The organism is Actinomycetospora sp., from assembly GCF_036497585.1.
Classification (GTDB): domain Bacteria; phylum Actinomycetota; class Actinomycetes; order Mycobacteriales; family Pseudonocardiaceae; genus Actinomycetospora.
The window spans coordinates 1-23,556 of the sequence record NZ_DASXJD010000180.1 but is presented as its reverse complement, the minus strand read 5'-3'; the positions used below and the strand labels follow the sequence as shown (position 1 = coordinate 23,556).

The following is a 23,556-nucleotide window of genomic DNA, read 5'->3' as shown; positions in this document are numbered from 1 at the left end:
ATCTCGCCGGACTCCAGCAGCAAGCCAGCCGCGGGGCCCTCGAGGTCTCACGGGAGCGTTCGGGCAGCTCAGCCCGAGGGCGAGCGGGGAGTCCTGAGTCGTCGCATCCGATGCAACTCACGACGGTATATCTGACATAATGTCGATTATCGGATCGCTCACGCGTTGCGCGGGAACCCGAGGTCGAGTTCGCCACCCGAGCCGCGTGACGCCGGGTCGGTCCACCGGGTGGTGACGACCTTGCCGCGGGTGAAGAAGTGCACGCCCTCGGTGCCGTGGGCGTGGGTGTCGCCGAACAGCGAGTTCTTCCAGCCGCCGAAGCTGTAGTACGCCATCGGGACCGGCACCGGCACGTTGACGCCGATCATCCCGACCTCGACCTCGTGCTGGAACCGCCGGGCCGCGCCGCCGTCGTTGGTGAAGATCGCGGTGCCGTTGCCGTACGGGTTGGCGTTGATCATCGCGACAGCCTCGTCGTAGGTGTCCACCCGCAGCACCGAGAGCACCGGCCCGAAGATCTCGTCGGTGTAGATCGACATGTCGGTGGTGACGTGGTCGAACAGCGTCGGTCCGACGAAGAACCCACTCGTGCCGCCTTCCTGGCCATCGGCGTCGGGCTCGATCCCCCGGCCGTCGACCACCACCGTCGCCCCGGCCGACTCCCCCACGTCGACGTACCCCGTCACCCGTTCGCGCGCCGCCTCGGTGACCAGCGGGCCCATGTCGCAGCCCCGCCGCCCGTCGCCGGTGCGCAGCCCCCGGGCCCGCTCGGCGACCTTCTCGACGAGCGTGTCCGCGACACCGCCGACGGCGACGAGCGCCGAGATCGACATGCATCGCTCACCGGCCGACCCGAAGCCCGCGTTGACGGCCTGGTCGGCCGCGAGGTCGAGGTCGGCGTCGGGCAGCACGACCATGTGGTTCTTCGCCCCGCCCAGGGCCTGGACCCGCTTGCCGTGCGCGGTGCCGGTCTCGTAGACGTGGCGCGCGATCGGCGTCGAGCCGACGAAGCTGATGCTCGTGACGTCCGGGTGGGTCAGCAGCTCGTCGACGGCGGTGCGGTCGCCGTGCAGGACGTTGAACACCCCGTCGGGCAGCCCCGACTCGGTCCACAGCTCGGCCATCCACTGCGCGGCCGAGGGCACCTTCTCGCTCGGCTTGAGCACCACGGTGTTCCCCGCGGCGATCGCGATCGGGAAGAACCACATCGGGACCATCGCCGGGAAGTTGAACGGGCTGATGATCCCGACGACGCCGAGGGGCTGGCGCATCGAGGAGACGTCCACGCCGCTCGAGGCGTTCTCGGTGGCGGAGCCCTTGAGCAGGTGCGGCATCCCGCAGGCGAACTCCACGACCTCCTGGCCCCGCGCCACCTCGCCCGCGGCGTCGGAGAGCACCTTGCCGTGCTCGGCCGTGATGATCGCGGCGAGCTCCTCGGCGCGAGCGTTGAGCAGCTCCCGGAACCGGAACATGATCTGCGTGCGGGCGGTGAGCGAGGTGTCCCGCCAGGCCGGGTAGGCCCGCGCCGCCGCCTGGACGACGGCGTCGACGTCGGCCTCGGTGGCGAACGCGACCTGGCGACGCACCGCGCCGGTGGCCGGGTCGGTGACGTCGCCGTACCGGTCCCCCGTCGACTTCAGCACGGCGCCGGCGGCCCAGTGGTGCAGGGTGTCCATCCCCCGAGTGTGACGACCCCGCGCCCCGCGCGCTTGCGTTCGAGCGCGCTCGAATCCCTAGCGTCGAGCCCATGACCAGTCTTCCGACCGTCCCCCTCGGGGACGGCCTCGACGTCAGCGCCCTCGGCTTCGGCGCGATGGCCCTCTCCGACGTCTACGGCGCCACCGACCCCGACGACGCCGTCCGGACCCTGCACGCGGCACTCGACGCGGGCGTCACCTTCCTCGACACCGCCGACGTCTACGGCACCCCCCGCGAGGGCACCAACGGCCCGTCGGGCACCAACGAGGAGCTGCTCTCCCGCGTCCTCGTCGACCGCCGCGACGAGGTCCAGCTCGCCACCAAGTTCGGCATCACCGGCGTGGTCGGTCAGGGCGCGGGCACCCGCGGCGACCGCGACTACGTGCGCCAGGCCTGCGAGGACTCGCTGCGCCGTCTCGGCGTCGAGACCATCGACCTCTACTACATGCACCGCCGCCAGCTCGACCTGCCGATCACCGAGACGGTCGCGGCGATGGGCGAGCTCGTCGCCGAGGGCAAGGTGCGCCACCTCGGGCTCTCCGAGGTCACCGCGCCCGAGCTCGCCGAGGCGGCCGCGGTGCACCCGATCGCCGCCGTCCAGAGCGAGTGGAGCATCTGGTCACGCGACGTCGAGGCGAACGTCGTGCCGCGCGCGGTCGAGCTCGGCGTCGGGTTCGTGCCCTACAGCCCGCTCGGCCGGGGATTCCTCACCGGCACCGTCACCGCGGAGCGGGTGTCAGGGACGGCGCTCTCCCGCCAGCCGCGCTTCACCGAGCACTTCGACGCCAACCAGAAGGTCGTCGACGTCGTCCGCGAGGTCGCTGACGAGCTCGGCGCCACCGCCGCGCAGGTCGCCCTCGCCTGGGTCTACGCCCAGGGCGCGGCCTTCGGCGTGCCCACGGTGCCGATCCCCGGCACCCGGTCGGCGTCGCGCGTCGTCGAGAACGCCGGCGGGGTCGGGCTGGCCCTCTCCGGCGACCAGAAGGCCCGCCTCGACGCCGCGGCCGACCTCGTCGTCGGGAGCCGGAACTTCACCTTCTCCTCCGACGACTGGATCTCCTCCGGCCGCGAGTGAGGACTCACAGCGCGTCGAACCCGGCGACGAGCCAGCGTCCGTCGTCGGGCGACGGCTCGAGCACCACCCGCGCGCTGCGGGCGTCGCGTCGCGGCGCGGGGTCGCCCTCGCGGGTGGTGGTCTGGGTGTAGAGGACGACGGTCTCGACGTGGTCCGGGGTCGCGGTGACGACGCCGACCCGGGAGACGGTGGCCGACGACGCGGCGTGCCCGTCCACCGCCGCGGGAACGACGAGCCCGGCGACGATCGCGTGGTTCTGGACGGCGAAGGGCCCCGTCGTGACGCCGTCGATGTGCTCGGCGTCGGCATCGACGGTGCGCCAGTCGTATCCGAGCAGCACCGGGGTGAGCGCCGCCGCGGCCGCCGCGCCGTCCCGCGCGGCCGCGTCGGACTCCGCCGCGACGACCGCCCGGTACGCCAGCTGCCCGACGACGACCGCCGCGGCGATCGTCAGGATGCCCAGGGCAACCAGGAGCCACCGGCCCCGCAGGAGCCGGGTCATGGCACCTCCGCCAGGTCACCGACCAGCCACCGGCCGTCCCGGCGGACCAGCGCCGCGTCGACCCGCCATGCGCGCTGGGCGCTCGCCTCGCTCAGCCGCGCCGCGGCGGTCACCCAGGCCGAGTCGCCGTCGAGCGTGACGAGGCCGACCGACCGCACGACGACCGCAGACCCGGCCGGCGCGTGCTCGGTCAGGTAGGTGCGCACTGCGGCGACGGCGGCGGCCCCGTCGGCGTCGAGGGCCGCGGCCCGGGAGTCGACCACGGCCAGCACGACGCCGGCGACCACGAGCGCGCCCAGGAGCACGCCGAGGAGCAGCGCCGCGCGGGTGCCGGTCCGGCTCGGCGGCATGGGCTCCCCCTCCCCCGCGGCGTGTGTGCGTCGTTCAGCCTAGTGGTGCAGGCTGTCCGGGCAGCGACGATCACGCCGACCGGCGGGACCGCTCACCGTTCGTCGCGGCACGGTGACCGGTGGCGCCACGGGGCGCCACCCGGGTGGCCGCAGGACGTGCCATTGAGTCGACCGGACGCGCCGCCGGTCGACGGGGGCCTTCCCGAGCACCGCGGCCTCGGTCACGGTGGGATCACGCGACGGTGGCGACGGCGTCGGGCGCCGGTGCCCGAACGGGTCCGTCGCGACGCCGGGTGATCACGACCGGGACGGATGGGCCGTGGGGCCCGACCGGGTGATCACGTCAGGGGGGGTTCGGGGCACGGGTGGTCGGACGAGTGGAGCGGGACGCGGCGGTGCCGGGCTCGGCCCGGCGCGCCCGGACGACGCGGCGGGGTCGCACATGACCTCGCAGCACGTCGACCCGGAGGACCATCCGGCGGTCGAGTTCCTCCGCCGCCACGACGGCTTCCTCCAGGTCCTCGTCACGATCCTGGGACACGCCTACGGTGCGCCGCCGCACGACCTCTTCCTGCTGACCCGCGCCTCGATGCACGACCGCTGGGCGTCGTTCGACACCTACGGTGAGGACGTCCGGGTCGTGGAGCTGACGCTGCAGGTGACCAGGACCGCCCGGACCCTCGGCAACCACGGCCCGGATCGGAGCCACCAGGCCCGCCCGGCGCACCCGCCCGCAGCCCGGTCGGTGCTCGCCGCGCGCGCCTTCGAGCCCGCGTGGCGCCACCCCGATCCGTGGCGTCTGCTCGCCGCCGACGAGGCCCGTCCGCTGCGCGCCCTCGTCCACCTCGACCCGCTCGCTCGCGACCTCGCAGTCCTGCGCTGGCTCGGGGTGCCCGACGCCCACATCGTCCCCGAGCTCGGCCTCTCGGAGGCCGACCTGCCGACGCGACTCGGCGAGGCCATGCGGCAGTGGTCGGCCGTCGTGGCCGCCGCCGCCGCCGCCGACCCCGACCCCGACCCGGGCCCCGGCGGGACACGCGCGGTGAGCGAGCACCTCGGGAACGATCCCCGCGACCTCGACCGGCTCGTCGCGTCCGCCCTCGCCGGCGAGCGGGGCGCGATGGACACCCTGCTGCGCATCCTGCGCCCCCTGGTCGTGCGGTACTGCCGCAGCCGGCTGGGCGGCTACGAGCGGGTCAACGCTTCACCCGACGACGTCGCCCAGGAGGTCTGCGTCGCGGTGCTGCGGGCCCTGCCCGGCTACCAGGACCAGGGCCGTCCGTTCCTGGCGTTCGTCTACGGCATCGCCCAGCACAAGGTCGTCGACGCCCACCGCGCGGCCGGCCGGGACCGCTCGGACCCGTTCGACGAGCTGCCCGAGGGCGAGGACGCCCAGGCCGGGCCCGAGCAGCACGCGCTCGCCCGGGCCGACTCCACCGAGATGGCCGCGCTCATGGCCGAGCTGCCCGAGAAGCAGCAGGAGGTGCTGCGGCTGCGCATCGTCGTCGGGCTCTCCGCGGAGGAGACCGCCGAGGCGGTGGGCTCGACCGCCGGGGCGGTGCGGGTGGCGCAGCACCGCGCCCTGACCCGCCTGCGCCAGCTCATCACCGAGCGGGGCGGGGCGCCCCCCGCTCCCCCCGACGAGGCCGCCCCCCGCCGCCGCGGCGGTGCCCGGGGCCCGCGCCGCGCGGCCGCCCCCCGCCCGGAGGAGCCGCCGGCACCGGACTGGCGGGCGGCCCCCCGGACCGGCGACGTGGTGCTCGACCGGCTGCTCGAGATGGCCGACGTCCACGTCGAGACGGTGTCGCGCGGGGGCGACACCGACCCGCGGTCCGGGCCGGTCGGGGTCGCCGACCGCACCGAGGCGCAGCGCCGGCTCGACGCCGAGGACGCGCGGATGGCCGGAGCCGCGCGACGGTTCCGCGGCGAGCCCGGCTGAGCGTCCGCCTCAGTAGGCCGGTCGCAGCGGGAAGCCGGAGCGGCCGCGGTCGTCGAGCTTGACCCCGAGCACCTGGTGCAACTGGATGTTGTTCAGGTCGAACCCGACGGCACACGCGGGCATGTAGAGGTTCCACACCCGGGAGCGGCCCTGGCCGGCCTCGGCGACGCACTCGTCCCAGTTGGCCTCGAGGTTGGCCGTCCACGCCTTGAGCGTCTTCGAGTAGTGCTCGCGCAGGTTCTCCTCGTGGCGGACCTCGAAGCCGGCGCCGTTCATCCGCGTGACGAGGTGGCCGATCGGCAGGAGCTCGCCGTCGGGGAAGACGTAGCGGTCGATGAACGGGTCGGCGTGGGCGCGGTGGTGGGCGTCGGGCCGGGTGATGCAGTGGTTGAGCAGCCGGCCGCCCGGGCGCACCTTCGAGTACAGGAACGAGAAGTAGGACTTCAGCTGCGAGCGCCCGATGTGCTCGGTCAGCCCGATCGAGGCGACGGCGTCGAACCCGTCCTCGGTGACGTCGCGGTAGTCGCCGTGCCGGATCTCCACGAGGTCGCCCAGACCACGCCTCGCGACCTCCTTCTGGGCCCACAGCGCCTGGTCGCGCGACAGCGTGACGCCGAGTGCCCGGACGCCGTGGTGCTCGGCAGCGTGCATCGACATCTGGCCCCACCCGCAGCCGACGTCGAGCAGCCGCATCCCCGGCTCCAGGGCGAGCTTGTCCGCGACGAGCGCGTGCTTGGCGAACTGCGCCTCCTCGAGGGTCGACGTGTCGCTCGGGTAGGCCGCGCAGGTGTAGGCCATCGAGGGGCCGAGGACCAGTTCGTAGAAGCGGTTCGAGACGTCGTAGTGGTGCGAGATCGCCTCGGCGTCACGGGACTTCGAGTGCATCCAGCCGTGCTGGCGGTGCTCCTGGGGCGGCGGCGCGAGGTTGCGGTGCCGGAACCGGACCGGCGCGAGGCGCAGCGCCGTCGACGCGAGGGTCGTGGCCGGGACGTCGGATATCGTCAGCTCGCTCATGGCGGTGAGCGCGGTGTAGAGATCCCCGTCGACGTCGAGGTGGCCGGACACGTAGGCCCGGGCCAGCCCGAGGGTGTTGGGCGAGCCGGCCAGGTAGGCCAGCGCGGTCTCGGTGCGGATGTCGACGGCGGCGACGGAGTCGCCGGCCGCGGGCTCCGAGACGCTTCCGTCGTAGGCGCGGACGGTGATCGGGGCGTCCGACCCCAGCACCGGCCGGAACAGCTCGGCGACTCCCACGGTTCCTCCTTGCTCCCTGAAGTGGCGGCGTCAGCCGGTGACGCACTTCGTGTAGAGATCCGGCAGTCGTCCCGCCGGGTCGTATCGCGCCTTGAGGCGGCGGTACGCCTCGCCCCCGTAGAGCGCGTCGAACTCCTCGCGGGTGTAGCTCGAGGTCGAGTACAGCGACTTGTGCCCCTCCAGCTCCATGAGCTTCCGCTCGATGAGCCGGTTGTGGTGGTCGCGCGCCATCCCGGGTCGCAGGAGGGCGTCGGACCAGAACCCGACGTTGACGTAGGTCCGGTGGGGCTCGAGCGGGTACAGCGGCCAGGTGCCGATCGATGGGCCGGCTCCGCTCCGCTCCGTGGCAGGGCCGCCGCGCAGCTGCAACGGGCACACCCAGACCGGCGAGATGCCGATCTCGGCGTGGAAGAAGTCGAGGAACTCCGCCAGCCGTTCCACCGGCACCTCGACGTCCTGGATGATCGGCTCCACGCCCTCGGCGCCGGTGACGCGGGTCTGGATGCGCTCGGACAGCCCGAGCCGCCGGTCGAGCGCGACGAGGCGCCGGTAGACGTCCGAACGGCGGTAACGCCCCGGCCACAGGCGGCGGACGGCCGGGTGCTGCACCCCGAGCGCCCGCGAGCACCAGAACCAGTCGGTGTCCCAGCGCCACAGGTAGTCATGGATGCTCAGGTGGTCCACGCCGACGCCGTCCGGTGCGGCGTCGGCCAGCCGCGCGACCGAGCGGTAGTAGACGTCCTGGCCGGTGTAGTCCGAGAGGAACGGTGCCTCGGAGACCATCCTGCCGAGCGTGAGGTACTGCTCCGGGCGCCCGGAGGCCGTCTCGGCGGGCCCGAACACGGTGCCGTCGACGAAGTCGACCGCCTCGCCGTCCCAGGCGTGCTCGGCGGTGACGACCTCGACGGCCTTCGCCAGCGACGCGGCGTCGTCGAACCGGACGTGGCGGAGCCGGACGAACGGCAGGACCGGGGCGAGCTCGATGCGCAGGGCCACCGCGTAGCCCAGGGTGCCGTAGGAGTTGGCGAGCGCGGCCCAGAGGTCGGCCGCGTCGTTGTCGGGAGCGGCCGTGACGATCTGCCCGGCCCCGGTGAGGACGTCCGCCGAGAGCACCGACTCGTGCGGCAGCCCGTCGCGGAAGGACGTGGACTCGATGCCCAACCCCACGACGGCCCCGCCCAGGGTGATCGTCTTGAGCTGTGGGACCACCAACGGCATGAGCCCGTGCGGCAGCGTGGCCGCGACGAGGTCCTCGTAGGTGGTCATGCCCCCGACGTCGGCGGTGCGGGTCTCCGGGTCGACGTGCAGCACGCGGTCGAGGCCGTCGACCTCCAGCCCGCCGTGGCCCTCGCGGAACCGGAAGAGGTTCGACGTCCGCTTCTTCAGGCGGACCGGGGCGTCCGCCGGGAGCTCCGCCAGCCGCGACCGCGCGGCCGCCACGGCCTGTTCGTGGGCGGCACTGCGAGCGCCCGTCCTGGGAGCCACCGTCACATCGCCACCCTCGTTCGCGCGGCATCCGGGTGTGCGGGCCCGGCGCCGATCGGCTGTCCGGGACGGCAGCGTATGCCCGCATCCGGGCGGGTGGCACGGGCTCGCGCAGTGGGATCCTTCACCGCGAGGGCACACCGGGGCCTCGGGAGGAGGGCGCGCGATGGGCGAGCTCGGGACGTATCGGGCGAAACGGGACCCGGGGCGGACGCCCGAGCCCTTCGGTGACGTCGGGGCCCGGGACACCGACGCCGGCGGGCGGTTCGTCGTCCAGGAGCACCACGCCCGGCGGCTGCACTACGACGTGCGCCTCGAGCGCGGCGGCGTCCTCGTGTGCTGGGCGGTCCCGAAGGGGCTGCCCGAGAAGGCCGGCACCCCGCGCCTGGCCGTGCACACCGAGGACCACCCGCTCGAGTACCTCGACTTCCACGGCGAGATCCCGAAGGGCGAGTACGGCGGCGGCAGGATGACCGTGTGGGACTCCGGGACCTACGAGACCGAGAAGTGGAGCGACGACGAGGTCGCCGTCACCCTGCACGGAGAGCAGGTCGACGGGCGCTTCGTCTTCTTCCGGCCCGCCCGCAACGACGACCACGCCCGGACTGGTTCGGACGACTGGCTGGTCACCCGGCGCACCGACGACGGGACCACGTCGGGGGAACGCTCCGCCGGGAACGTCCAGTCCCCCCGGGTCGCGGTCGGCGGCCGCACGCTGAAGCTGTCCAACCTGGACAAGGAGCTCTACCCGGGTACGCCGAAGAACGCGGTGATCGACTACTACGCCCGCGTCGCCGACACCCTGCTCCCCCACCTCGAGGGCCGCCCGGTCACGCTGCGGCGCTTTCCCGACGGCATCGACGGCGAGTCCTTCTACGAGAAGAACGCCGGCCGCAACGCCCCGTCGTGGTTGCGGTCCGTCGTCGTCCCCACCCCTGGGTCCTCGCGCGGGAGCTCCAGCGCGTCCTTCCTCGTCGTGGAGGAGCTCGCGGCGCTGGTCTACCTCGCCAACCTCGCCGTGCTCGAGCTCCACGTGCCGCAGTGGCGCGTCGACGCCGAGGACCACCCGCTCCCGCCCGACGAGCTGGTGTTCGACCTCGATCCCGGCCCCGGCACGGGCCTGCTCGAGTGCGCGGCCGTCGCGCGCCGCATCCGGGACCGGCTCGCCGCCGACGGGCTCGTCGCGGGCGTGAAGACCAGCGGGTCCAAGGGCATGCAGATGACGGCGCCCGTCTCGCTCGGCCCCGACCAGGACGCGTCCGCGACCTCGGAGTACGCCAAGCGCGTGGCCGAGGCGCTCGCGCGGGAGACCCCGAAGGCCGTGACGGCGGTCATGGCCAAGGACCGTCGCCAGGGGAAGGTCTTCGTCGACTGGAGCCAGAACAACACGGCGAAGACGACGGTCGCGCCCTACTCGCTCCGGGCCCGGACGGCGCACGGCGCACCGACGGTCTCGACGCCGCTGACCTGGGACGAGGTCGAGGAGTGCACCGACCCCGACGAGCTGGTGTTCTCCCCCGAGGACGTGCTCGCGCGGATCGCCGAGCACGGCGACCTCTACGCGGCGGCCCTCTGCGAGGGCTCACCGGTCCCCTGACCACGTGGGCGTCTCGTCGGTGCCGAGTGGGCCCCCATGGCTGCGGGAGGAACCCTCCGGGTCCACTCGATGGGCCCCGCGTCAGCCGAGCAGGCCGTTCACGGCCCCGCCGGCCGTGCGCGTGACACCACCGACCACGTTCCCGAGGAGCCCACCTCCCCCGCCGCCGGAGCCCCCGCCGTTCGAGCCACCGCCGCCCGAGGGCTTCGGTGCCGGCTTCGGGTTCGACTTCGGGGGCTTGGAGGTCGACGCCTTCGGCGGCTTCGTGGCCGACCGGCCGGTCGAGGTCGTCGGCGTGGTCGCCGTACGCGGGACGACCGGTGCCACGACCGGGGGCGGGACGACGGTCGGGGTCGCCCGGACCACGGCCGCCGGCAGGGGTGCGGCGATCACGCGGCCCGGGGCGACCGCCTGCGGGGCGGCCGGCGGGGCGTCGAGGACGCCGCCCGTGGCCGCGTCGCCACCCGCGGTGCCGCCCTGGCCGGGGCGGGCTTGGGTGGTCCCGCCCGCGCCGGCGCCGCCCTGCAGCGGCCCCGGGGAGCCGGCGGTGTAGGTGTCGACGCGGGGCAACGGGTCGTCGGAGTGGTCGTTGGCCACCGAGGAGATCGCGAGCGGGACGGCTCCCACCGCCGCGGCGACCGAGACGATCGCGACGCCCCAGCCGCGCATGCGGCTCGGCTGGGCGGCGGCGCGCCGGTGATGCGTCCGGGCGGCGAGGGCGGCGGTGTCGACGTCCGGCTCACCGGCCTCGTCGAGGTGGCGCTGGGCCCACGAGGGCAGCCCGGAGTCGGCCGGCGAGGACCCACCCCCCGAGCGCCCGTGCCGCGACCGCGCCATCCGTCCCCCGTGTCCGTTTCGGCCTCGTGACGGTTCGGACACTACTCCATGTGTACGTATCCCCCCAAGGTGGCCGGCGGGTGACACCTGATCACCGTGGCGTAGTCGTGACTACGACGTGTCGTGAGCGTGTCGCGGCGTCCGGGGGACGCGTGGTCCGCGTGGGGTACCCGCGCTCGCTGCGCCGGGGAGTCCGACGTCGCGTGACGGCCGTTGCGCGGCCACCCGCACCACGCCGCCGTCGGGCACACTGCGGCTCGTGATCCCGGTGGCGCGCTCCCATCCGTACCTGGCCGCCCCCCGACCGCGAGCCTTCGCCCACCGGGGCTGGCACGTGGGCGACCTCGCGGGCCTGGAGAACACCCTCGCGGCCTTCCGCCGGGCGCGCGAGGAGGGCTACGCCTACGTCGAGACCGACGTGCACGCCACCCGGGACGGGGTGCTCGTGGTCCACCACGACGCCACGCTGCGCCGGGTCGCGGGCCACCCCGGGGTGCTGCGCGCGATGGACTGGCCCGAGCTCGACCCGGTCCGTGTGCGGGGCCGGGAGAAGCTGCCCCGTCTGGAGGAGGCCCTCGAGGCCCTGCCGGACATGCGGTTCAACGTCGACCTCAAGTCGCCCGGGACGTTGCGGCCGATGCTCGAGCTCCTCGAGCGCGACGACGTCGCCGAGCGGGTGGCCGTGGCCAGCACCGACGAGGGGCGGCTCCGGGCGGTGCGCCGGCGGTTCGGGGACCGCGTCGTCACGGGGGTGTCCGCCAGGGCGGCGCTCTCGCTGCGGACGCGGTCGGTCCTGCCGGCGACGCTCTCGCGCCGGGTCCCGGTGGCCGGAGACCTCGCCCAGCTGCCCGTGCGCTTCGGCGGCCTGCCCGTCGTCGACGCCACCAGCCTGCGTGCCGCCCACGAGGCGGGGCTGGAGGTGCACGTCTGGACCATCGACCGGGCCTCGGAGATGCACCGGTTGCTCGACCTCGGCGTCGACGGCCTGATGACCGACCGTCCGGACCTGCTCCGCGACGTCCTCGCGGTGCGCGGGGCGTGGGAGGACGCTCCCCCTGCGGTGTGATGTGTCCGGACCACGGGTAACACCTGGTTGAACACATCGATGAGTGCCAGGAGGTCGGGACTCTCCGGTGCGCCGCGGAGCGTGAGCCGGGTCACGACCACGTGTCCGTCAGGTCTCACGGGAACGAACCGGCACCGCCGGGCGTTGGGACCTGGAGCGTCGTCGCGGGAAGCTGCCCGGAGACGGCGCGCATGCAGTCGAGGAAAGGACAGCAACCATGGCCGACCGCGTCCTCCGTGGGAGTCGCCTCGGAGCCGTCAGCTACGAGACCGACCGCGACCACGACCTCGCCCCCCGCCGCTCCTTCGCCTACCGCTGCCCGAAGGGTCACGACTTCGAGGTGCCGTTCTCGGACGACGCCGAGGCGCCGGTGACCTGGGAGTGTCGCCTCCACGGCGAGGAGGGCAAGCGCATCGACGGCACGGAGCCCGAGCAGAAGAAGTCCAAGCCGCCGCGCACGCACTGGGACATGCTCCTGGAGCGGCGCTCGGTGCCCGAGCTCGAGGAGCTCCTCGACGAGCGTCTGGGCCTGCTCAAGGAGCGCCGCTCCGAGAGCGCGTGAGCCACACCCGGGACCCCGTCACCCGCGCAGGGTGACGGGGTCTCGTCGTGTCCGCAGCCGGTCGCGCACCGCCCACGCGGTGATCCGCCAGAGGGCCTCCCGGACCACGGCCCCGCTCATCTTCGAGGCGCCGGCCGTGCGCTCGGTGAAGGTGATGGGCACCTCGCGCACCACGAACCCGCCGCGGTGCACGCGGAAGGCCAGGTCGACCTGGAAGCAGTACCCCTGGGAGGACACGGGCGTCCGGGTGATCTCCTCGAGCACGGCCCGCCGGAACAGCCGGAACCCGCCGGTGACGTCGCGGATCGGGAGACGGAGCGCGAGGCGCGAGTACAGGTTCGCGGCGCGGGAGAGCGCGTTGCGGTGCCAAGGCCAGTCGACGACCCGCCCGCCCGGCACGTAGCGGGAGCCCAGGACGAGGTCGGCGCCCCCGGTCCGCGCGCCGGCGAGGAGCGCGGGCAGGTCCTCCGGGGCGTGCGAACCGTCGGCGTCCATCTGCACCACCCACCCGACCTCCCCGGCGCCGTGGGTCTTCACGACGTGGGCGAACGCGTCGACGTACGCGGCGCCGAGGCCCCGCTTCGGCCGGTGGTGCAGGACCGCGACCCGCGGGTCGCGGTCGGCGAGTTCCTCGGCGACCTCTCCGGTGCCGTCGGGGCTGCCGTCGTCCACCACGAGCAGCCGGGCCCCGGGCAGGCTGGCTAGGATCCGGGCGACCAGCGGCGGCAGGTTGTCCCGTTCGTCGTAGGTGGGCACGACGACGAGCACGCCGGAACCGTCCGCGGCGGGGGTGCCCCCGCTCATCCGGTGACCGCCGCCGTCTCCTCGGCGGTCGTCGGGGCCGGTCCTCCCGTCCGCCGGCGTGCCCGCGCGCCCAGCACCCCACCCGCCACCGCGGCCGCGACCCCCAGAGCCGTGAGCACCCACTCGGGCCCGGGCCCGAGCCGGGTGGCGAGGGTCGTCGTCGTGCGCAGCGGGACCCGGTCGACCAGGACCCCGGGCGTGAAGAGGGCGCCGGTCCGGTCCACGACCGTGCCGTCCGGCTCGATCACCGCGCTCTGCCCGCTCGTGGCGGCGATGACGACCGCGCGGTCGTGCTCCACGGCGCGCAGCCGGCTCATCCCCTGCTGCTGGTAGGTCATGCCCGTCTCGCCGAAGGTGGCGTTGTTGGTCGGGACGGTCAGCAGGTCGGCGCCCGCGGTGACGGCGTCGCGGACGTCGTCGTCGAACACCACCTCGTAGCAGGTCGCGACGCCGAGGCGTGCGGGTCCGGCGTCCAGGGTCGGGGTGCCGGTCCCGGGCTGGAAGTCGATCACGCGGGCGACGTCGTCGGAGAAGAGCGAGGCGAACCCGCGGAGCGGGATGTACTCCCCGAAGGGCAGCAGGTGGCGCTTGACGTACTGGTCGGTGGGGCCCACCCGGGGGGTCCAGACGACCGCGGCGTTGCGGGGGCCCTGGACGATCGCCGTGTCGTCGGCGTTGACCTGCGGGCGCAGCACGGCGCCGACGACCACTGGGACGCCGATCTGGTCGGTGACCGCCTGGATCTCGGTGCGGGCGTCGGGGTTGGCGAACGGGTCGATGTCCGAGGAGTTCTCCGGCCAGATGACCAGGTCGGGCCGGGGACGCCGCCCGGCGGCGACCTGGTCGGCCAGCACCCGTGTCTCGCGCACGTGGTTGTCGAGCACGGCGCGGCGCTGGCTCGCGAAGTCGAGCCCGGCGCGGGGCACGTTGCCCTGGACGGCGGCCACGGTGATCGTCCGGTCGCCGGGCTCGACGGCCGGGTGCGTCGGGATGAGGAGCCCCAGGACCGGGCCGAGCAGCACGGCGACGATCGCGCCGACCGTAGCGAGGGCACGTCGGCGGCGTGGCTCTCCGGGCGGCGGGCGCCGGAGCCCCGACACGAGCCACCACAGCCCGGCCCCGGAGAGCACCACCGCGAAGCTGACGAGCGGTGCACCGCCGAGCGAGGCCAGCGTCGCGTAGACCCCGCCGGCCTGCCCGAACGCGAGCTTGGCCCACGGGAACCCGCCCCAGGGCACCCGCTCGATCGCGGCCTCCCCCGCCATCCACAGGCAGGCCACCCACAGCGGCGCTGCGGGCAGCCGGGCGACCAGCGGGACCAGCGTCACCGGGACCGCGACCGCCAGCACCACGACCGCGAGCGCGCCGAACCACACCGCGCCCACGTAGGTCCCGGTCCAGTGCAGCAGCGGGTACTGGTAGGCGAGCGCGGCGAGGACCCCCCAGCCGAAGGCCGCCCGGACCCGCCGGCCGTCGACGACGGCGAGCAGCAGCGCGATCGCGAGCGGCGCCGCCCACCACCAGCCCCAGGGCGGGAACGTCGCGTAGAGCCCGAGCCCGGCGACGACCGCCCCGACGGCCCGTAGGGCGACGCCGGCCCTCAGCACGAGAGCAGCTCGTGCGGGCGGGTGTTCACCGACTCGCACCCGTCGTCGGTGACCACGACGATGTCCTCGATCCGCGCACCCCAGCGCTCCGGGAAGTAGATGCCGGGCTCGATCGAGAACGCCATGCCGGGCTCGAGGGCCAGCGCGTTCCCGGCGACGATGTAGGGCTCCTCGTGCACCTCGAGCCCGATCCCGTGCCCGGTGCGGTGCACGAAGAACTCGCCGTAGCCGGCGTCGCGGATGATCGCGCGGGCCGCCTCGTCGACGCTCTCCGCCGTCACGCCCGGCCGGGCGGAGGCGACCGCGGCGGCCTGGGCGCGCTGCAGCACGGCGTACACGTCGGTGACCTCGTCGCTGGGGCTGCCGACGACGTAGGTGCGGGTGCAGTCGGAGTTGTAGCCCTCCGGCAGCGGCCCGCCGATGTCGACGACGACGACGTCGCCCGCCTCGATCACGCGGTCGGAGACCTCGTGGTGGGGGCTCGCGCCGTTCGGGCCCGACCCGACGATGACGAACGCCGCCTCGGTGTGCCCGGCCGCGACGATGGCCGCGGTGATGTCCGCGCCGACCTCGGCCTCGGTGCGCCCGGGACGCAGCCAGCCGGGGACCTGGGCGTGGACGGCGTCGATGGCCGCGCCGGCGCGGCGCAGGTACTCGACCTCGGCCGGGTCCTTGCGCATCCGCATCTCGCGCAGCACCCCGGTGGCGAGCTCCTGGGTGGCCAGCGGGAGCGCGTCGCGCAGCCTGAGCACGTGCAGGGCGGGCATGTCGGCGGCGAGCGCGACCCGCTTGGCGCCGTCCAGGCACGCCGCGACGAGGCCGTGCGGGTCCTCGCCGTCGACCCAGTCCAGGACGTTGATACCGGCCAGGTCGACGCCGGTGCCGTCGAGCCCGGGCCGCTCCAGGCGGGGCACGATGAATGCGGCCTCGTCGTCGGTGGGCAGCACGAGCGCGGAGAGCCGCTCGTGGGAGTGCTTGACGACCGCGGCGAGGTACTGGAGATCCGGCCCCGGGGTCACGACGAGGGCGTCGACGCCGGCCCGCGCGGCCAGCCGGCGGGCCCGGTCGAGACGGGACGAGACCTGGTCGGCGAGCGAGGACCCCATGGCCACGAGCCTAGGTGGCTCCGCCACGTGAGCAGTAATCCGCCCTATGACGCGGAATAGTGCGCACGGGCGCGGAGCGCGTCTTAGGTAGAGCTCCCCTCCCCGGCCGCGCCGCGACCCGACAGGCTGACGTCCGTGAACAGCCCCGGTGACCGGAACGTCCTCCTCGAGCGTCTCGACGGCGAGCTCGCCGACCTCGGCGTGCGCCTGACCCGGGTCCGGGAGGACCTCGGGGCCCTGCGGGACACCCCTCCGGGCCCGACGACGAGGACCGCAGAACGTGCCCCCGCTCCCCCTGCTCCACCGCCCGCCGGCCTCGGACGGTGGTCGCCCTGGGCACGTCCCGCACCGGCGTCCTCGCCGTGGCCGCCCCGCGCCGCCGCACCGCCGCCGCGGCCCGCTCCCCCGCCGCCGGCGCCGCCCAGGGACTCCGGCGCGCGGCTGCTGCTCTCCCGGCTCACCGGCGCCCGGCTGCTGGCGATCACCGGTGCCGGGGTGACGCTCCTCGGCGTCGTCCTGCTGCTGGTGCTCGCCGCGTCCCGCGGATGGTTCGGCGCGGAGGCACGCGTGGCGCTCGGGGGGGTCGTCGGGCTCGCCCTGGTCGGCGCGGGTGTCCGGCTGCAGGCCCGGCGGTCGGCGGCGACCCCGGACGGCGCGGTGCCGACCGCCGATCCCGGCCCGGTCTCGCTCGCCGCCACCGGAATCACGCGCTCTCCCTCACGGTCGCGGCGGCCACCTCGCTCTACGACCTGCTGCCGGTCCCGGTGGCGCTCGTGCTGGCGCTGCTCGTCGCCGGCGGCGGGCTCGTGCTCGCCGACCGCTGGCGCCGTCACGGGCTGGCACTCGGCGTCGTCGTCGGGGCAAGCCTGCTCCTCCCGTTCGTCGTGGCGTCGGCCGGCGCCCTGCTCGTGGCGCTGTTCGACGTCCTCGTCGTCGTGACGCTCCCGGTCGCGGCGAGGCGGGGCTGGTCCTCGCTGGTCGCCATGGCGGTCGGTGCCGCGACGCTCGCCGGGCTCGTCGCCACGGCGGCGGTCGTCGCGGCCTCCGGCGGCTCCGGGGTGCCCGCGTGGCAGCTCACCGCCGCCGTCGGGGCGCTCGTGCTCGTGGCCGCGGCCGCCGCTCTCGTCATGACCGCCGGACGACCGGCAATGGCCGAAGGTGTTCGGGCGTCGGGCCCGGTCGTCGCCGCCGGCCTGGTGCTCGCCCTCGCGACGCTGCCCCTGCTCGTCCTCGCCGGGTCCCTCCCGCGGCCGGCGGGGGCGATCGTCGACGTCGTCGCGGTGCTCGTCCTGCTCGGGGTCGCCGCGGTGTTCGAGCGCGGCGTCCGGCCGGTGCCCGCCGCGCCGGCGCTGGCGACGACGGGGGCCGCCGCCGCCGCCGTCGTCGGGATCCAGGCGATCCCGCTGGCCCTCACCGGCGTCGCGCAGGGCGGGGTGTTCCTCGCCGTCGCGACGGTGCTCGCCGTCGTCGCGCGCGGCACCCGCCGGACCGGGGTGCTCGTCGCCGCCGGCGTGTTCGCCGTGATCGGCGCGGCGATGGCGCTCGGTCGGGACCTGCCGGTGGACGTCGTCGTCGACGGGGTGCAGGACACGCGGGCGGCGCTGCTGGGGATGGCGGTGGTCGGCATCCTGGTGGTGAGTACGGCGGGGTCGCTGCTCGCGGCTCTCGGGCGGCTCGGACACCTCGGCACCCGCAACCGCTCGGCCGTGGCGACCGCGCTGCTGGGGCTGCTGGGGCTGCTGGGGCTGCTGGGGCTCTACGGCGCCGCGGGACTCGTCGTCACGGTGGCCCTGGCGATCTCGCCGACCCGCACCGGCTTCCTCGTCGGGCACGTGCTCGTGACGATCTCGTGGACCGCGTTGGCCCTGGTGATGCTCGTGCGGGGCCCGCGCCATCAGGCGGCGAGCCTGCCCCGGGTGCTCGGCGGGGTGCTCGTCGTCGCGGCGGTGGCGAAGCTGATCCTGTTCGACCTCGTCGCGCTCGACGGGCTGGCGCGGGTCGCGGTGTTCCTCGGCGCGGGCCTGGTGCTGCTGGTCGCGGGCACCCGCTACGCCCGCTGGGTCACGGCCGCGGCGGAGGACACCAGCGATACCGCGGGCACGCTGTCGGAGGAGCCTGGCAGGCTTGCGGACCATGAGTGACGGCCCGGTGATGCTGCTGGACTCCGCGAGTCTGTGGTTCCGCGCGTTCTACGGCGTCCCGTCCTCGCTCACCGCCGAGGACGGGACACCCGTCAACGCCGTGCGCGGGTTCTGCGACATGGTGGCGCGCCTCGTGCGGGCCCGGCAGCCCGGCGCCGTCGTCGCCTGCCTCGACCGCGACTGGCGCCCGGCGTTCCGGGTCCGCGCGATCCCGTCCTACAAGGCCCACCGCGTCGACACCTCCACCGGCGTCGACCCGTCGGACCCCACCGTCGGCGGCGGTCCCGACGCCGAGGCCGCCCCGCCCGAGCTCGGGGTGCAGGTCCCGATCATCCTCGACGTCCTCGCCGCGGCCGGGATCCCGACCGCGGGCGCGGAGGGCTACGAGGCGGACGACGTCATCGGGACCCTCTGCGCCACCGAGGCCACCGCACCGGTCGAGGTGGTGTCCGGGGACCGCGACCTGCTCCAGCTGGTGCGCGACGAGCCGACGCCGACGCGGATCGTCTACATCGCGCGCGGCGTCGCGAAGTACGAGGTCTACGGGCCCGAGGAGGTCGCCTCCCGCTACGGCGTGCCCGTGTCCCGTGCCGGCGACGGCTACGCGGGGATGGCGATGCTGCGCGGCGACCCCTCGGACGGGCTGCCCGGCGTGCCCGGCGTCGGGGAGAAGACCGCCGCGCAGGTGATCTCGAAGTTCGACTCGTGGGCCGACCTCGTCGGCGCCGTCGTGGAGGGCGGCGACCCGCGGCTGTCCGCGGCGGTGCGCACCAAGCTGGTGAAGGCCGCCCCGTACCTCACGGTGGCGCCCGGGGTGGTCCGCGTCGCCGCGGACGCCCCCATCGACTGGACCGGGACGACGCGGTCGCTGCCCCACGAGCCCGTCGACGCCGACCGGCTGGCCGAGCTCGCGCAGCGCTGGAGCCTCACCGGCTCGGTGGACCGGCTCAGCGCTGCCCTCGCCGGTCGCGACTGATCCTCACCGGTCGAGGAACTCGGCGAGGGTCCCGAGGAGCCACTCGGGTGCCTCCTCGGCGACGAAATGCCGGAAGCCGATCCCGAGGAGCCCGCCCTCGCACCGATCACCGCCTTGGCGGGCGGCAACGTCCTCGGGCAGACGATGCACGGCAGCCGACCGCTGCGTGCGGGACTCGACGCGGCGCCGGCCTCCGTGACGTCCTTCGTCCCGGCGGCCGGCCGGGCCTAGCCGGGCCGGGGCACCGTGCGCGCCAGCGTGGCGGGCGCCCGGGCGAACCAGGCCTCGGTGACGAGCTCGGCCAGCTCGTCGTCGGCGATCCGCTCGAGGTGCACGAGGACACTGGCGTGGCCGTCGAAGTGCGGCGTCGTGAAGTAGACGTCGCCGTCCCCGGCCAGGAGCGCCTCCTTGGCGCCGAGGTCGGGCACCCGTGCCCCGAGCACCGGGCCGGGCTGTTCGGACCAGCCGAGGTCGGTGAGGTCGCGCGGGCGCAGCGGCCGCTCCCAGACGAAGCCCTTGCCCTTCACCTTCCACGACGCCGTCCCGCCGTAGCTCGGCGTCTCCTGAACGCCCGGCAACACCGTCGCGTGCCGGCGCACGTCCTCCCAGGTCGCCATGCCGCACGCTAGCGCGGCTGGCCGACCTCGTAGCCGCCGTTCTCGTCGACGACGTCGACCGGGACCTGTTGCGGGCGCCCGTCGACGGTCGCGGTGCAGGAGAAGGAGACGCCGGGCCGGACTCGCTCGCCGTCCGGGCACACCACGTCGGTGATCTGCCGGTGCCAGTCTCGGGTGACGACGTCGGTCACGCCCCGCTCCACGGCCGCGTGGTCCAGGACGTCGTAGCGGGCGAACCGGGGCCCGACGAGGAACGCGAGCAGCGCCACGACGATGGCCGCGATCACGACGAGCCCGAGCACGACCAGCAGCACGATCCGGCGGATCCGGCGACGGCGGGCCGGGTCGCGCGGGGGCGTGTTCGGGGCCGGCGGGGCCCAGGCGGGCGTGGCCTGCGGCCAGGTCGGGGGCGCGCCCTGCTGGTACGCGGGGTGCGGCCAGGGCGCGCCGACGGCCGGGGCACCGCCCGTGGCGCGATCGGGGACGACGTCGCCGGGGCCCGGTGCGGGCGTGCCCGACGCCGGGGTGGCGTCGTCGTCGGGCAGGGTGGCCGATCCGGGGGTGCGGCCCTCCGGATGGGCGCCGGCCTGCGCGCCCTCGGTGTCCACCCACCGGACGCCGGTCGCCGGGTGGTGCGGTGCAGGCTCGGGTGCGGGTTCGGCCTCCGGGGTCGGAGTGTGCTCGGCGGCCCCGGACTCGGACAGCTCCCGGGCACCCGTGCCGAGCGGCTGGTCGCCGCCGGCTTCCCCGGGGCCGCTCGGGCTCGTCACCGCGCCAGGCTCTCACGGACCTGGCGCCCGGCCCCGTCGGCGGAGCCCGTGGTCGATCGACCGAGGGGCACCTCTGGTCGATCTAGTCGACCGAAGGGCACCTTCGCTCAGAACCCCGGCCGTGCCCGCGGTTCCGGCGAGGGGCGCCCCTGGTCGATCTAGTCGACCGAAGGTGCCCTTCGCTCAGAACCCTGCCCGGCCGACCCCGCGGCTCAGCTCTCCCCCACCGCCACGACCCCACGCCGGATCGCGCGCCCGGCGTCGGACGCGGCCCGTCCCAGCGGGTCCTCGCCGCCGCACACCGCGCGGATCTGGTCGAGCAGGTCGAGCACCTGGCGACACCAGCGGACGAAGTCGCCGGCCGAGAGCTCGTTGCCGTGCGACCGGGCTGTCGAGAGCACCGCGGAGAGCGCCTCGCCCTTCGCCCACCGGTGCACCGGCCAGGCGAACCCGAGGTCGGGCTCGCGGGTGCGGTCGAGGTGGTGACGGCGCTCGTCGGCCACCAGGTCCTGCCAGAGCTGCACCGTCGCGTCCACCGCGGCCTGCGCGGCGTCGGGGACCCGCGGGATGCCGCCGTCGTCGCGGCGCGAGTCGTAGACCAGCGACGACGCCACTGCGGCGAGCTCGGCCGGGCCGAGCCCGACCCACACCCGGTGGCGCAGGCACTCCGCGACGAGCAGGTCGGACTCGCCCCACAGCCGGGAGAGCCGGCGGCCGTCGGCGGTGAGCGCCTCGCCGTCGTCGGCCGAACCCCGCTCGGCCCGGTCCACCAGGTACTCCCGCTCGGTGAGCAGCCCGCGGATGCGGTCGAAGTTGCGGGCCAGCGAGTGCGTCGTCGAGAGGACCCGCTGCTCGAGCTGCTCGTTCTCCCGGGTCAGCTTCGCGTGCCGTTCGGCCCAGCGGGCGCGGTCGTCGCGGTCGGCGCGGCCGTGCATCGGGTGGGCCCGCAGCGCACGACGCAGCGAGGCGAGCTCCGCGTCCTCGTTCTCGGCGCCCCGCCGGCGCCGGGAGCCCTGGCGGGTCGGCGCCTCGATCCCGGTCTCGCGCAGCGCGTTCGCGAGGTCGCGCCGTACGCGAGGGACCCGGTGGTCGACCCGCTTGGGCAACTTCATGGTCCCCAACGCGCGGACCGGGTCCGGGAAGTCGGCGGTGGAGAGCCGCCCCGCCCAGCGGTCCTCGGTGAGCACCAGCGGGCGGGGGTCCATGCCGCGTCCGGAGCGGTCCACCCCGGGGTCGAGCACGACGGCGAGCCCGGCCCGCTTGCCCGACGGCACCGCGATCACGTCGCCGGTGCGCAGCGCCTCCAGCGACGCCGACGCCTCGGCCTTGGCCTCCGACCGGCCCTGCCGGGCCAGCTGCTTCTCCCGCTCCGAGAGCCGGCGGCGCAGGTCCATGTACTCGGTGAACCCGGCGAGCGCCTCCTCGGTGCCCTCCTCGCCGGCCATCGCCTCCGCGTAGCCCTCGAGGGCCTCCCGGTTGCGCTCGACCCGCTTGGCCAGGTGCACCACCGACCGGTCGGCCTGGAACTGCGCGAACGACTGCTCGAGAAGTTCCCGGGCCTCGGCCACCCCGAGCCGGTCGACCAGGTTGACCGCCATGTTGTAGCCGGGCCGGAACGACGAGCGCAGCGGGTAGGTGCGGGTGGAGGCGAGCCCGGCGACCTGCGCGGGATCCATCCCCGGGGCCCAGAGCACCACCGCGTGCCCCTCGACGTCGATCCCCCGCCGCCCTGCCCGACCGGTGAGCTGCGTGTACTCCCCCGGGGTCAGCTCGACGTGGGACTCGCCGTTGTACTTGACGAGCTTCTCCAGCACGACGGTGCGCGCCGGCATGTTGATCCCGAGCGCGAGGGTCTCGGTGGCGAACACCGCGCGCACCAGGCCCCGGACGAACAGCTCCTCGACGGTCTCCTTGAACGCCGGAAGCAGGCCGGCGTGATGGGCCGCCACCCCGCGCTCGAGACCCTCGCGCCACTCCCAGTAGCCCAGGACGTCCAGGTCGGAGTCCGGGAGCGCCGCGCAGTGCCGGTCCACGACCGCCCGGATCTCCTCGACCTCGGCGCCGTCGGTGAGCCGCAGCCCGGAGCGCACGCACTGGGTGACCGCGGCGTCGCACCCGGCGCGGCTGAAGATGAACGTGATCGCCGGCAGCAGCCCCGCGGCGTCGAGCCGCTCGATGACGTCGACCCGCGACGGCGGCCGGTAGGACGGCCCGAACCGGCCGTTCCCGCGGCCCGGTCCCCCGGAGCCCCGCCCGCGGTCGTCACGACGACTGTCATTCCGCCCCTGGCTGCCACGACCCCCGCGCGGCGGCGGCCCCGAGCGTCCCCGGCGGTGCCCGTTGTCGCGGTCGACCTCGGCGACCGCCTTGGCCAGGGTCGGGTCGACCTTCACCGTGTGCTCGCCGTGCCCGGGCCGGGACTCCTCGGCGAACAGGTCGAACATCCGCGACCCGACGACCATGTGCTGCCACAGCGGCACCGGCCGGGTCTCGTCGACGACGACCGTGGTGTCGCCCCGGACCTCGACCAGCCAGTCCCCGAACTCCTCGGCGTTGCTCACCGTGGCCGACAGCGAGGCGAGCTGCACGTGGTCGGGCAGGTGGAGGATGACCTCCTCCCACACCGCGCCGCGGAACCGGTCGGCGAGGTAGTGGACCTCGTCCATGACGACGTAGGCGAGGCCGTCGAGCGCCGGGGCCTCCGCGTAGAGCATGTTGCGCAGCACCTCGGTCGTCATGACGACGACCGGCGCCGAGCCGTTGACGGCGGTGTCCCCGGTCAGCAGACCGACCGCCTCCGCGCCGTGGCGGGCGACGAGGTCGGCGTACTTCTGGTTCGACAGCGCCTTGATCGGCGTTGTGTAGAAGCACTTGCGGCCCTCGGCGAGCGCGAGGTGGACGGCGAACTCACCGACGAGCGTCTTGCCGGAGCCGGTGGGAGCGGCTACCAGCACGCCATGACCCTCTTGTAGGGACTTGCAGGCTCGCAGCTGGAAGTCGTCGAGCGGAAACTCGTAGAGCTGCTCGAAACTTTGCAGCGCCGGTGAGACTCGACGCTCCCGTGCTGCGATGTACCGCTCAGCTGGCGTCGACACGCTTACCGACGTTACAGGCTCCTAGAGCGTTGAGAGGTCGAGTGGTGACGTCTCGTCGTCCGGCACGTTGTGTGTCGG

20 protein-coding genes are annotated in these 23,556 nt (G+C 74.8%); 7 read left to right on the top strand and 13 right to left on the bottom strand.

The features are described from left to right. Positions 1–158: 158 nt before the first annotated feature. Complete coding sequence (locus VGH76_RS17355; RefSeq protein WP_331557956.1) at positions 159–1,676, bottom strand: CoA-acylating methylmalonate-semialdehyde dehydrogenase; 1,518 nt, start codon at positions 1,674–1,676, stop codon at positions 159–161. Positions 1,677–1,747: 71 nt separating this feature from the next. Between VGH76_RS17355 and VGH76_RS17350 the strand changes: the two genes are divergently transcribed. Further along, on the top strand, positions 1,748–2,773 hold the full coding sequence (locus VGH76_RS17350; protein WP_331557955.1) for an aldo/keto reductase: 1,026 nt from the start codon (positions 1,748–1,750) through the stop codon (positions 2,771–2,773). 4 nt (positions 2,774–2,777) lie between these two features. On the opposite strand, the gene VGH76_RS17345 is transcribed toward VGH76_RS17350, so the two are convergent. Both VGH76_RS17345 and VGH76_RS17340 read right to left on the bottom strand, forming a co-directional pair. Further along, positions 2,778–3,275 carry a hypothetical protein gene (locus tag VGH76_RS17345; protein WP_331557954.1) on the bottom strand — a complete coding sequence of 166 codons (498 nt, stop codon included), beginning with the start codon at positions 3,273–3,275 and terminating at the stop codon, positions 2,778–2,780. Then, complete coding sequence (locus tag VGH76_RS17340) at positions 3,272–3,625, bottom strand: hypothetical protein (RefSeq protein ID WP_331557953.1); 354 nt, start codon at positions 3,623–3,625, stop codon at positions 3,272–3,274. The genes VGH76_RS17345 and VGH76_RS17340 overlap by 4 nt, the downstream gene beginning before the upstream one ends. A gap of 442 nt (positions 3,626–4,067) precedes the next feature. Here VGH76_RS17340 and VGH76_RS17335 point away from each other — a divergent pair, with 442 nt between their 5' ends. Then, positions 4,068–5,564 carry a sigma-70 family RNA polymerase sigma factor gene (locus tag VGH76_RS17335; protein ID WP_331557952.1) on the top strand — a complete coding sequence of 499 codons (1,497 nt, stop codon included), beginning with the start codon at positions 4,068–4,070 and terminating at the stop codon, positions 5,562–5,564. Between the two features lie 9 nt (positions 5,565–5,573). On the opposite strand, the gene VGH76_RS17330 is transcribed toward VGH76_RS17335, so the two are convergent. Together VGH76_RS17330 and VGH76_RS17325 are read right to left on the bottom strand one after the other, a co-directional pair. Continuing rightward, positions 5,574–6,815, bottom strand: coding sequence for a cyclopropane-fatty-acyl-phospholipid synthase family protein (locus VGH76_RS17330; protein WP_331557951.1), 1,242 nt, complete (start codon positions 6,813–6,815; stop codon positions 5,574–5,576). 30 nt (positions 6,816–6,845) lie between these two features. Beyond that, entirely contained in the window at positions 6,846–8,255 is a 1,410-nt protein-coding gene (locus VGH76_RS17325; protein ID WP_331557950.1) for an FAD-binding oxidoreductase, read from the bottom strand. A 211-nt stretch (positions 8,256–8,466) separates the two neighbouring features. Here VGH76_RS17325 and ligD point away from each other — a divergent pair, with 211 nt between their 5' ends. Beyond that, complete coding sequence (ligD, locus tag VGH76_RS17320; protein ID WP_331557949.1) at positions 8,467–9,897, top strand: non-homologous end-joining DNA ligase; 1,431 nt, start codon at positions 8,467–8,469, stop codon at positions 9,895–9,897. A gap of 81 nt (positions 9,898–9,978) precedes the next feature. Here ligD and VGH76_RS17315 read toward each other — a convergent pair whose 3' ends face one another. Then, entirely contained in the window at positions 9,979–10,734 is a 756-nt protein-coding gene (locus VGH76_RS17315) for a hypothetical protein (RefSeq protein WP_331557948.1), read from the bottom strand. A gap of 259 nt (positions 10,735–10,993) precedes the next feature. Here VGH76_RS17315 and VGH76_RS17310 point away from each other — a divergent pair, with 259 nt between their 5' ends. Together VGH76_RS17310 and VGH76_RS17305 are read left to right on the top strand one after the other, a co-directional pair. Next, complete coding sequence (locus tag VGH76_RS17310) at positions 10,994–11,800, top strand: glycerophosphodiester phosphodiesterase family protein (RefSeq protein WP_331557947.1); 807 nt, start codon at positions 10,994–10,996, stop codon at positions 11,798–11,800. Between the two features lie 217 nt (positions 11,801–12,017). Then, a complete protein-coding gene (locus VGH76_RS17305) occupies positions 12,018–12,362 on the top strand; it encodes an RNA polymerase-binding protein RbpA (RefSeq protein ID WP_331557946.1) in 345 nt (114 codons plus the stop codon). 18 nt (positions 12,363–12,380) lie between these two features. Here VGH76_RS17305 and VGH76_RS17300 read toward each other — a convergent pair whose 3' ends face one another. The 3 genes from VGH76_RS17300 to VGH76_RS17290 are packed head-to-tail and all read right to left on the bottom strand — an operon-like array spanning position 12,381 to position 15,879. Next, a complete protein-coding gene (locus tag VGH76_RS17300; protein ID WP_331557945.1) occupies positions 12,381–13,166 on the bottom strand; it encodes a polyprenol monophosphomannose synthase in 786 nt (261 codons plus the stop codon). Next, complete coding sequence (lnt, locus tag VGH76_RS17295) at positions 13,163–14,773, bottom strand: apolipoprotein N-acyltransferase (protein ID WP_331557944.1); 1,611 nt, start codon at positions 14,771–14,773, stop codon at positions 13,163–13,165. Before lnt ends, VGH76_RS17300 begins: the two co-directional genes overlap by 4 nt. After that, a complete protein-coding gene (locus VGH76_RS17290) occupies positions 14,767–15,879 on the bottom strand; it encodes a Xaa-Pro peptidase family protein (RefSeq protein ID WP_331557943.1) in 1,113 nt (370 codons plus the stop codon). The genes lnt and VGH76_RS17290 overlap by 7 nt, the downstream gene beginning before the upstream one ends. 764 nt (positions 15,880–16,643) lie before the next feature. On the opposite strand from VGH76_RS17290, the gene VGH76_RS17285 reads away from it, so the two are divergent. Then, positions 16,644–18,020: a DUF2339 domain-containing protein gene (locus VGH76_RS17285; RefSeq protein ID WP_331557942.1), complete on the top strand. Its 1,377-nt coding sequence runs from the start codon at positions 16,644–16,646 to the stop codon at positions 18,018–18,020. Beyond that, positions 18,013–18,996, top strand: a complete 984-nt coding sequence (locus VGH76_RS17280) for a 5'-3' exonuclease (protein WP_331557941.1) — start codon at positions 18,013–18,015, stop codon at positions 18,994–18,996. Before VGH76_RS17285 ends, VGH76_RS17280 begins: the two co-directional genes overlap by 8 nt. 3 nt (positions 18,997–18,999) lie before the next feature. Here the strand turns inward: VGH76_RS17280 and VGH76_RS17275 are convergent, their stop codons facing one another. The 4 genes from VGH76_RS17275 to VGH76_RS17260 form a co-directional block, all read right to left on the bottom strand. Further along, entirely contained in the window at positions 19,000–19,146 is a 147-nt protein-coding gene (locus tag VGH76_RS17275; protein ID WP_331557940.1) for a hypothetical protein, read from the bottom strand. 77 nt (positions 19,147–19,223) lie between these two features. Next, the gene (locus VGH76_RS17270; RefSeq protein WP_331557939.1) at positions 19,224–19,613 is read right to left on the bottom strand and encodes an MmcQ/YjbR family DNA-binding protein; all 390 of its coding nucleotides are present in this window, start codon (positions 19,611–19,613) and stop codon (positions 19,224–19,226) included. 8 nt (positions 19,614–19,621) lie between these two features. After that, on the bottom strand, positions 19,622–20,383 hold the full coding sequence (locus VGH76_RS17265; protein ID WP_331557938.1) for a DUF4333 domain-containing protein: 762 nt from the start codon (positions 20,381–20,383) through the stop codon (positions 19,622–19,624). A gap of 212 nt (positions 20,384–20,595) precedes the next feature. Then, positions 20,596–23,478, bottom strand: a complete 2,883-nt coding sequence (locus VGH76_RS17260) for a DEAD/DEAH box helicase (protein WP_414637748.1) — start codon at positions 23,476–23,478, stop codon at positions 20,596–20,598. Between the last annotated feature and the right edge of the window lie 78 nt (positions 23,479–23,556).

Bases quoted from the DNA above. Each gene is read 5' to 3' on its own strand.
- VGH76_RS17355 (WP_331557956.1), bottom strand. From the start codon at position 1,676: ATGGACACCCTGCACCACTGGGCCGCCGGCGCCGTGCTGAAGTCGACG.
- VGH76_RS17350 (WP_331557955.1), top strand. From the start codon at position 1,748: ATGACCAGTCTTCCGACCGTCCCCCTCGGGGACGGCCTCGACGTCAGC.
- VGH76_RS17345 (WP_331557954.1), bottom strand. From the start codon at position 3,275: ATGACCCGGCTCCTGCGGGGCCGGTGGCTCCTGGTTGCCCTGGGCATC.
- VGH76_RS17340 (WP_331557953.1), bottom strand. From the start codon at position 3,625: ATGCCGCCGAGCCGGACCGGCACCCGCGCGGCGCTGCTCCTCGGCGTG.
- VGH76_RS17335 (WP_331557952.1), top strand. From the start codon at position 4,068: ATGACCTCGCAGCACGTCGACCCGGAGGACCATCCGGCGGTCGAGTTC.
- ligD (WP_331557949.1), top strand. From the start codon at position 8,467: ATGGGCGAGCTCGGGACGTATCGGGCGAAACGGGACCCGGGGCGGACG.
- VGH76_RS17315 (WP_331557948.1), bottom strand. From the start codon at position 10,734: ATGGCGCGGTCGCGGCACGGGCGCTCGGGGGGTGGGTCCTCGCCGGCC.
- VGH76_RS17305 (WP_331557946.1), top strand. From the start codon at position 12,018: ATGGCCGACCGCGTCCTCCGTGGGAGTCGCCTCGGAGCCGTCAGCTAC.
- VGH76_RS17300 (WP_331557945.1), bottom strand. From the start codon at position 13,166: ATGAGCGGGGGCACCCCCGCCGCGGACGGTTCCGGCGTGCTCGTCGTC.
- VGH76_RS17290 (WP_331557943.1), bottom strand. From the start codon at position 15,879: ATGGGGTCCTCGCTCGCCGACCAGGTCTCGTCCCGTCTCGACCGGGCC.
- VGH76_RS17280 (WP_331557941.1), top strand. From the start codon at position 18,013: ATGAGTGACGGCCCGGTGATGCTGCTGGACTCCGCGAGTCTGTGGTTC.
- VGH76_RS17270 (WP_331557939.1), bottom strand. From the start codon at position 19,613: ATGGCGACCTGGGAGGACGTGCGCCGGCACGCGACGGTGTTGCCGGGC.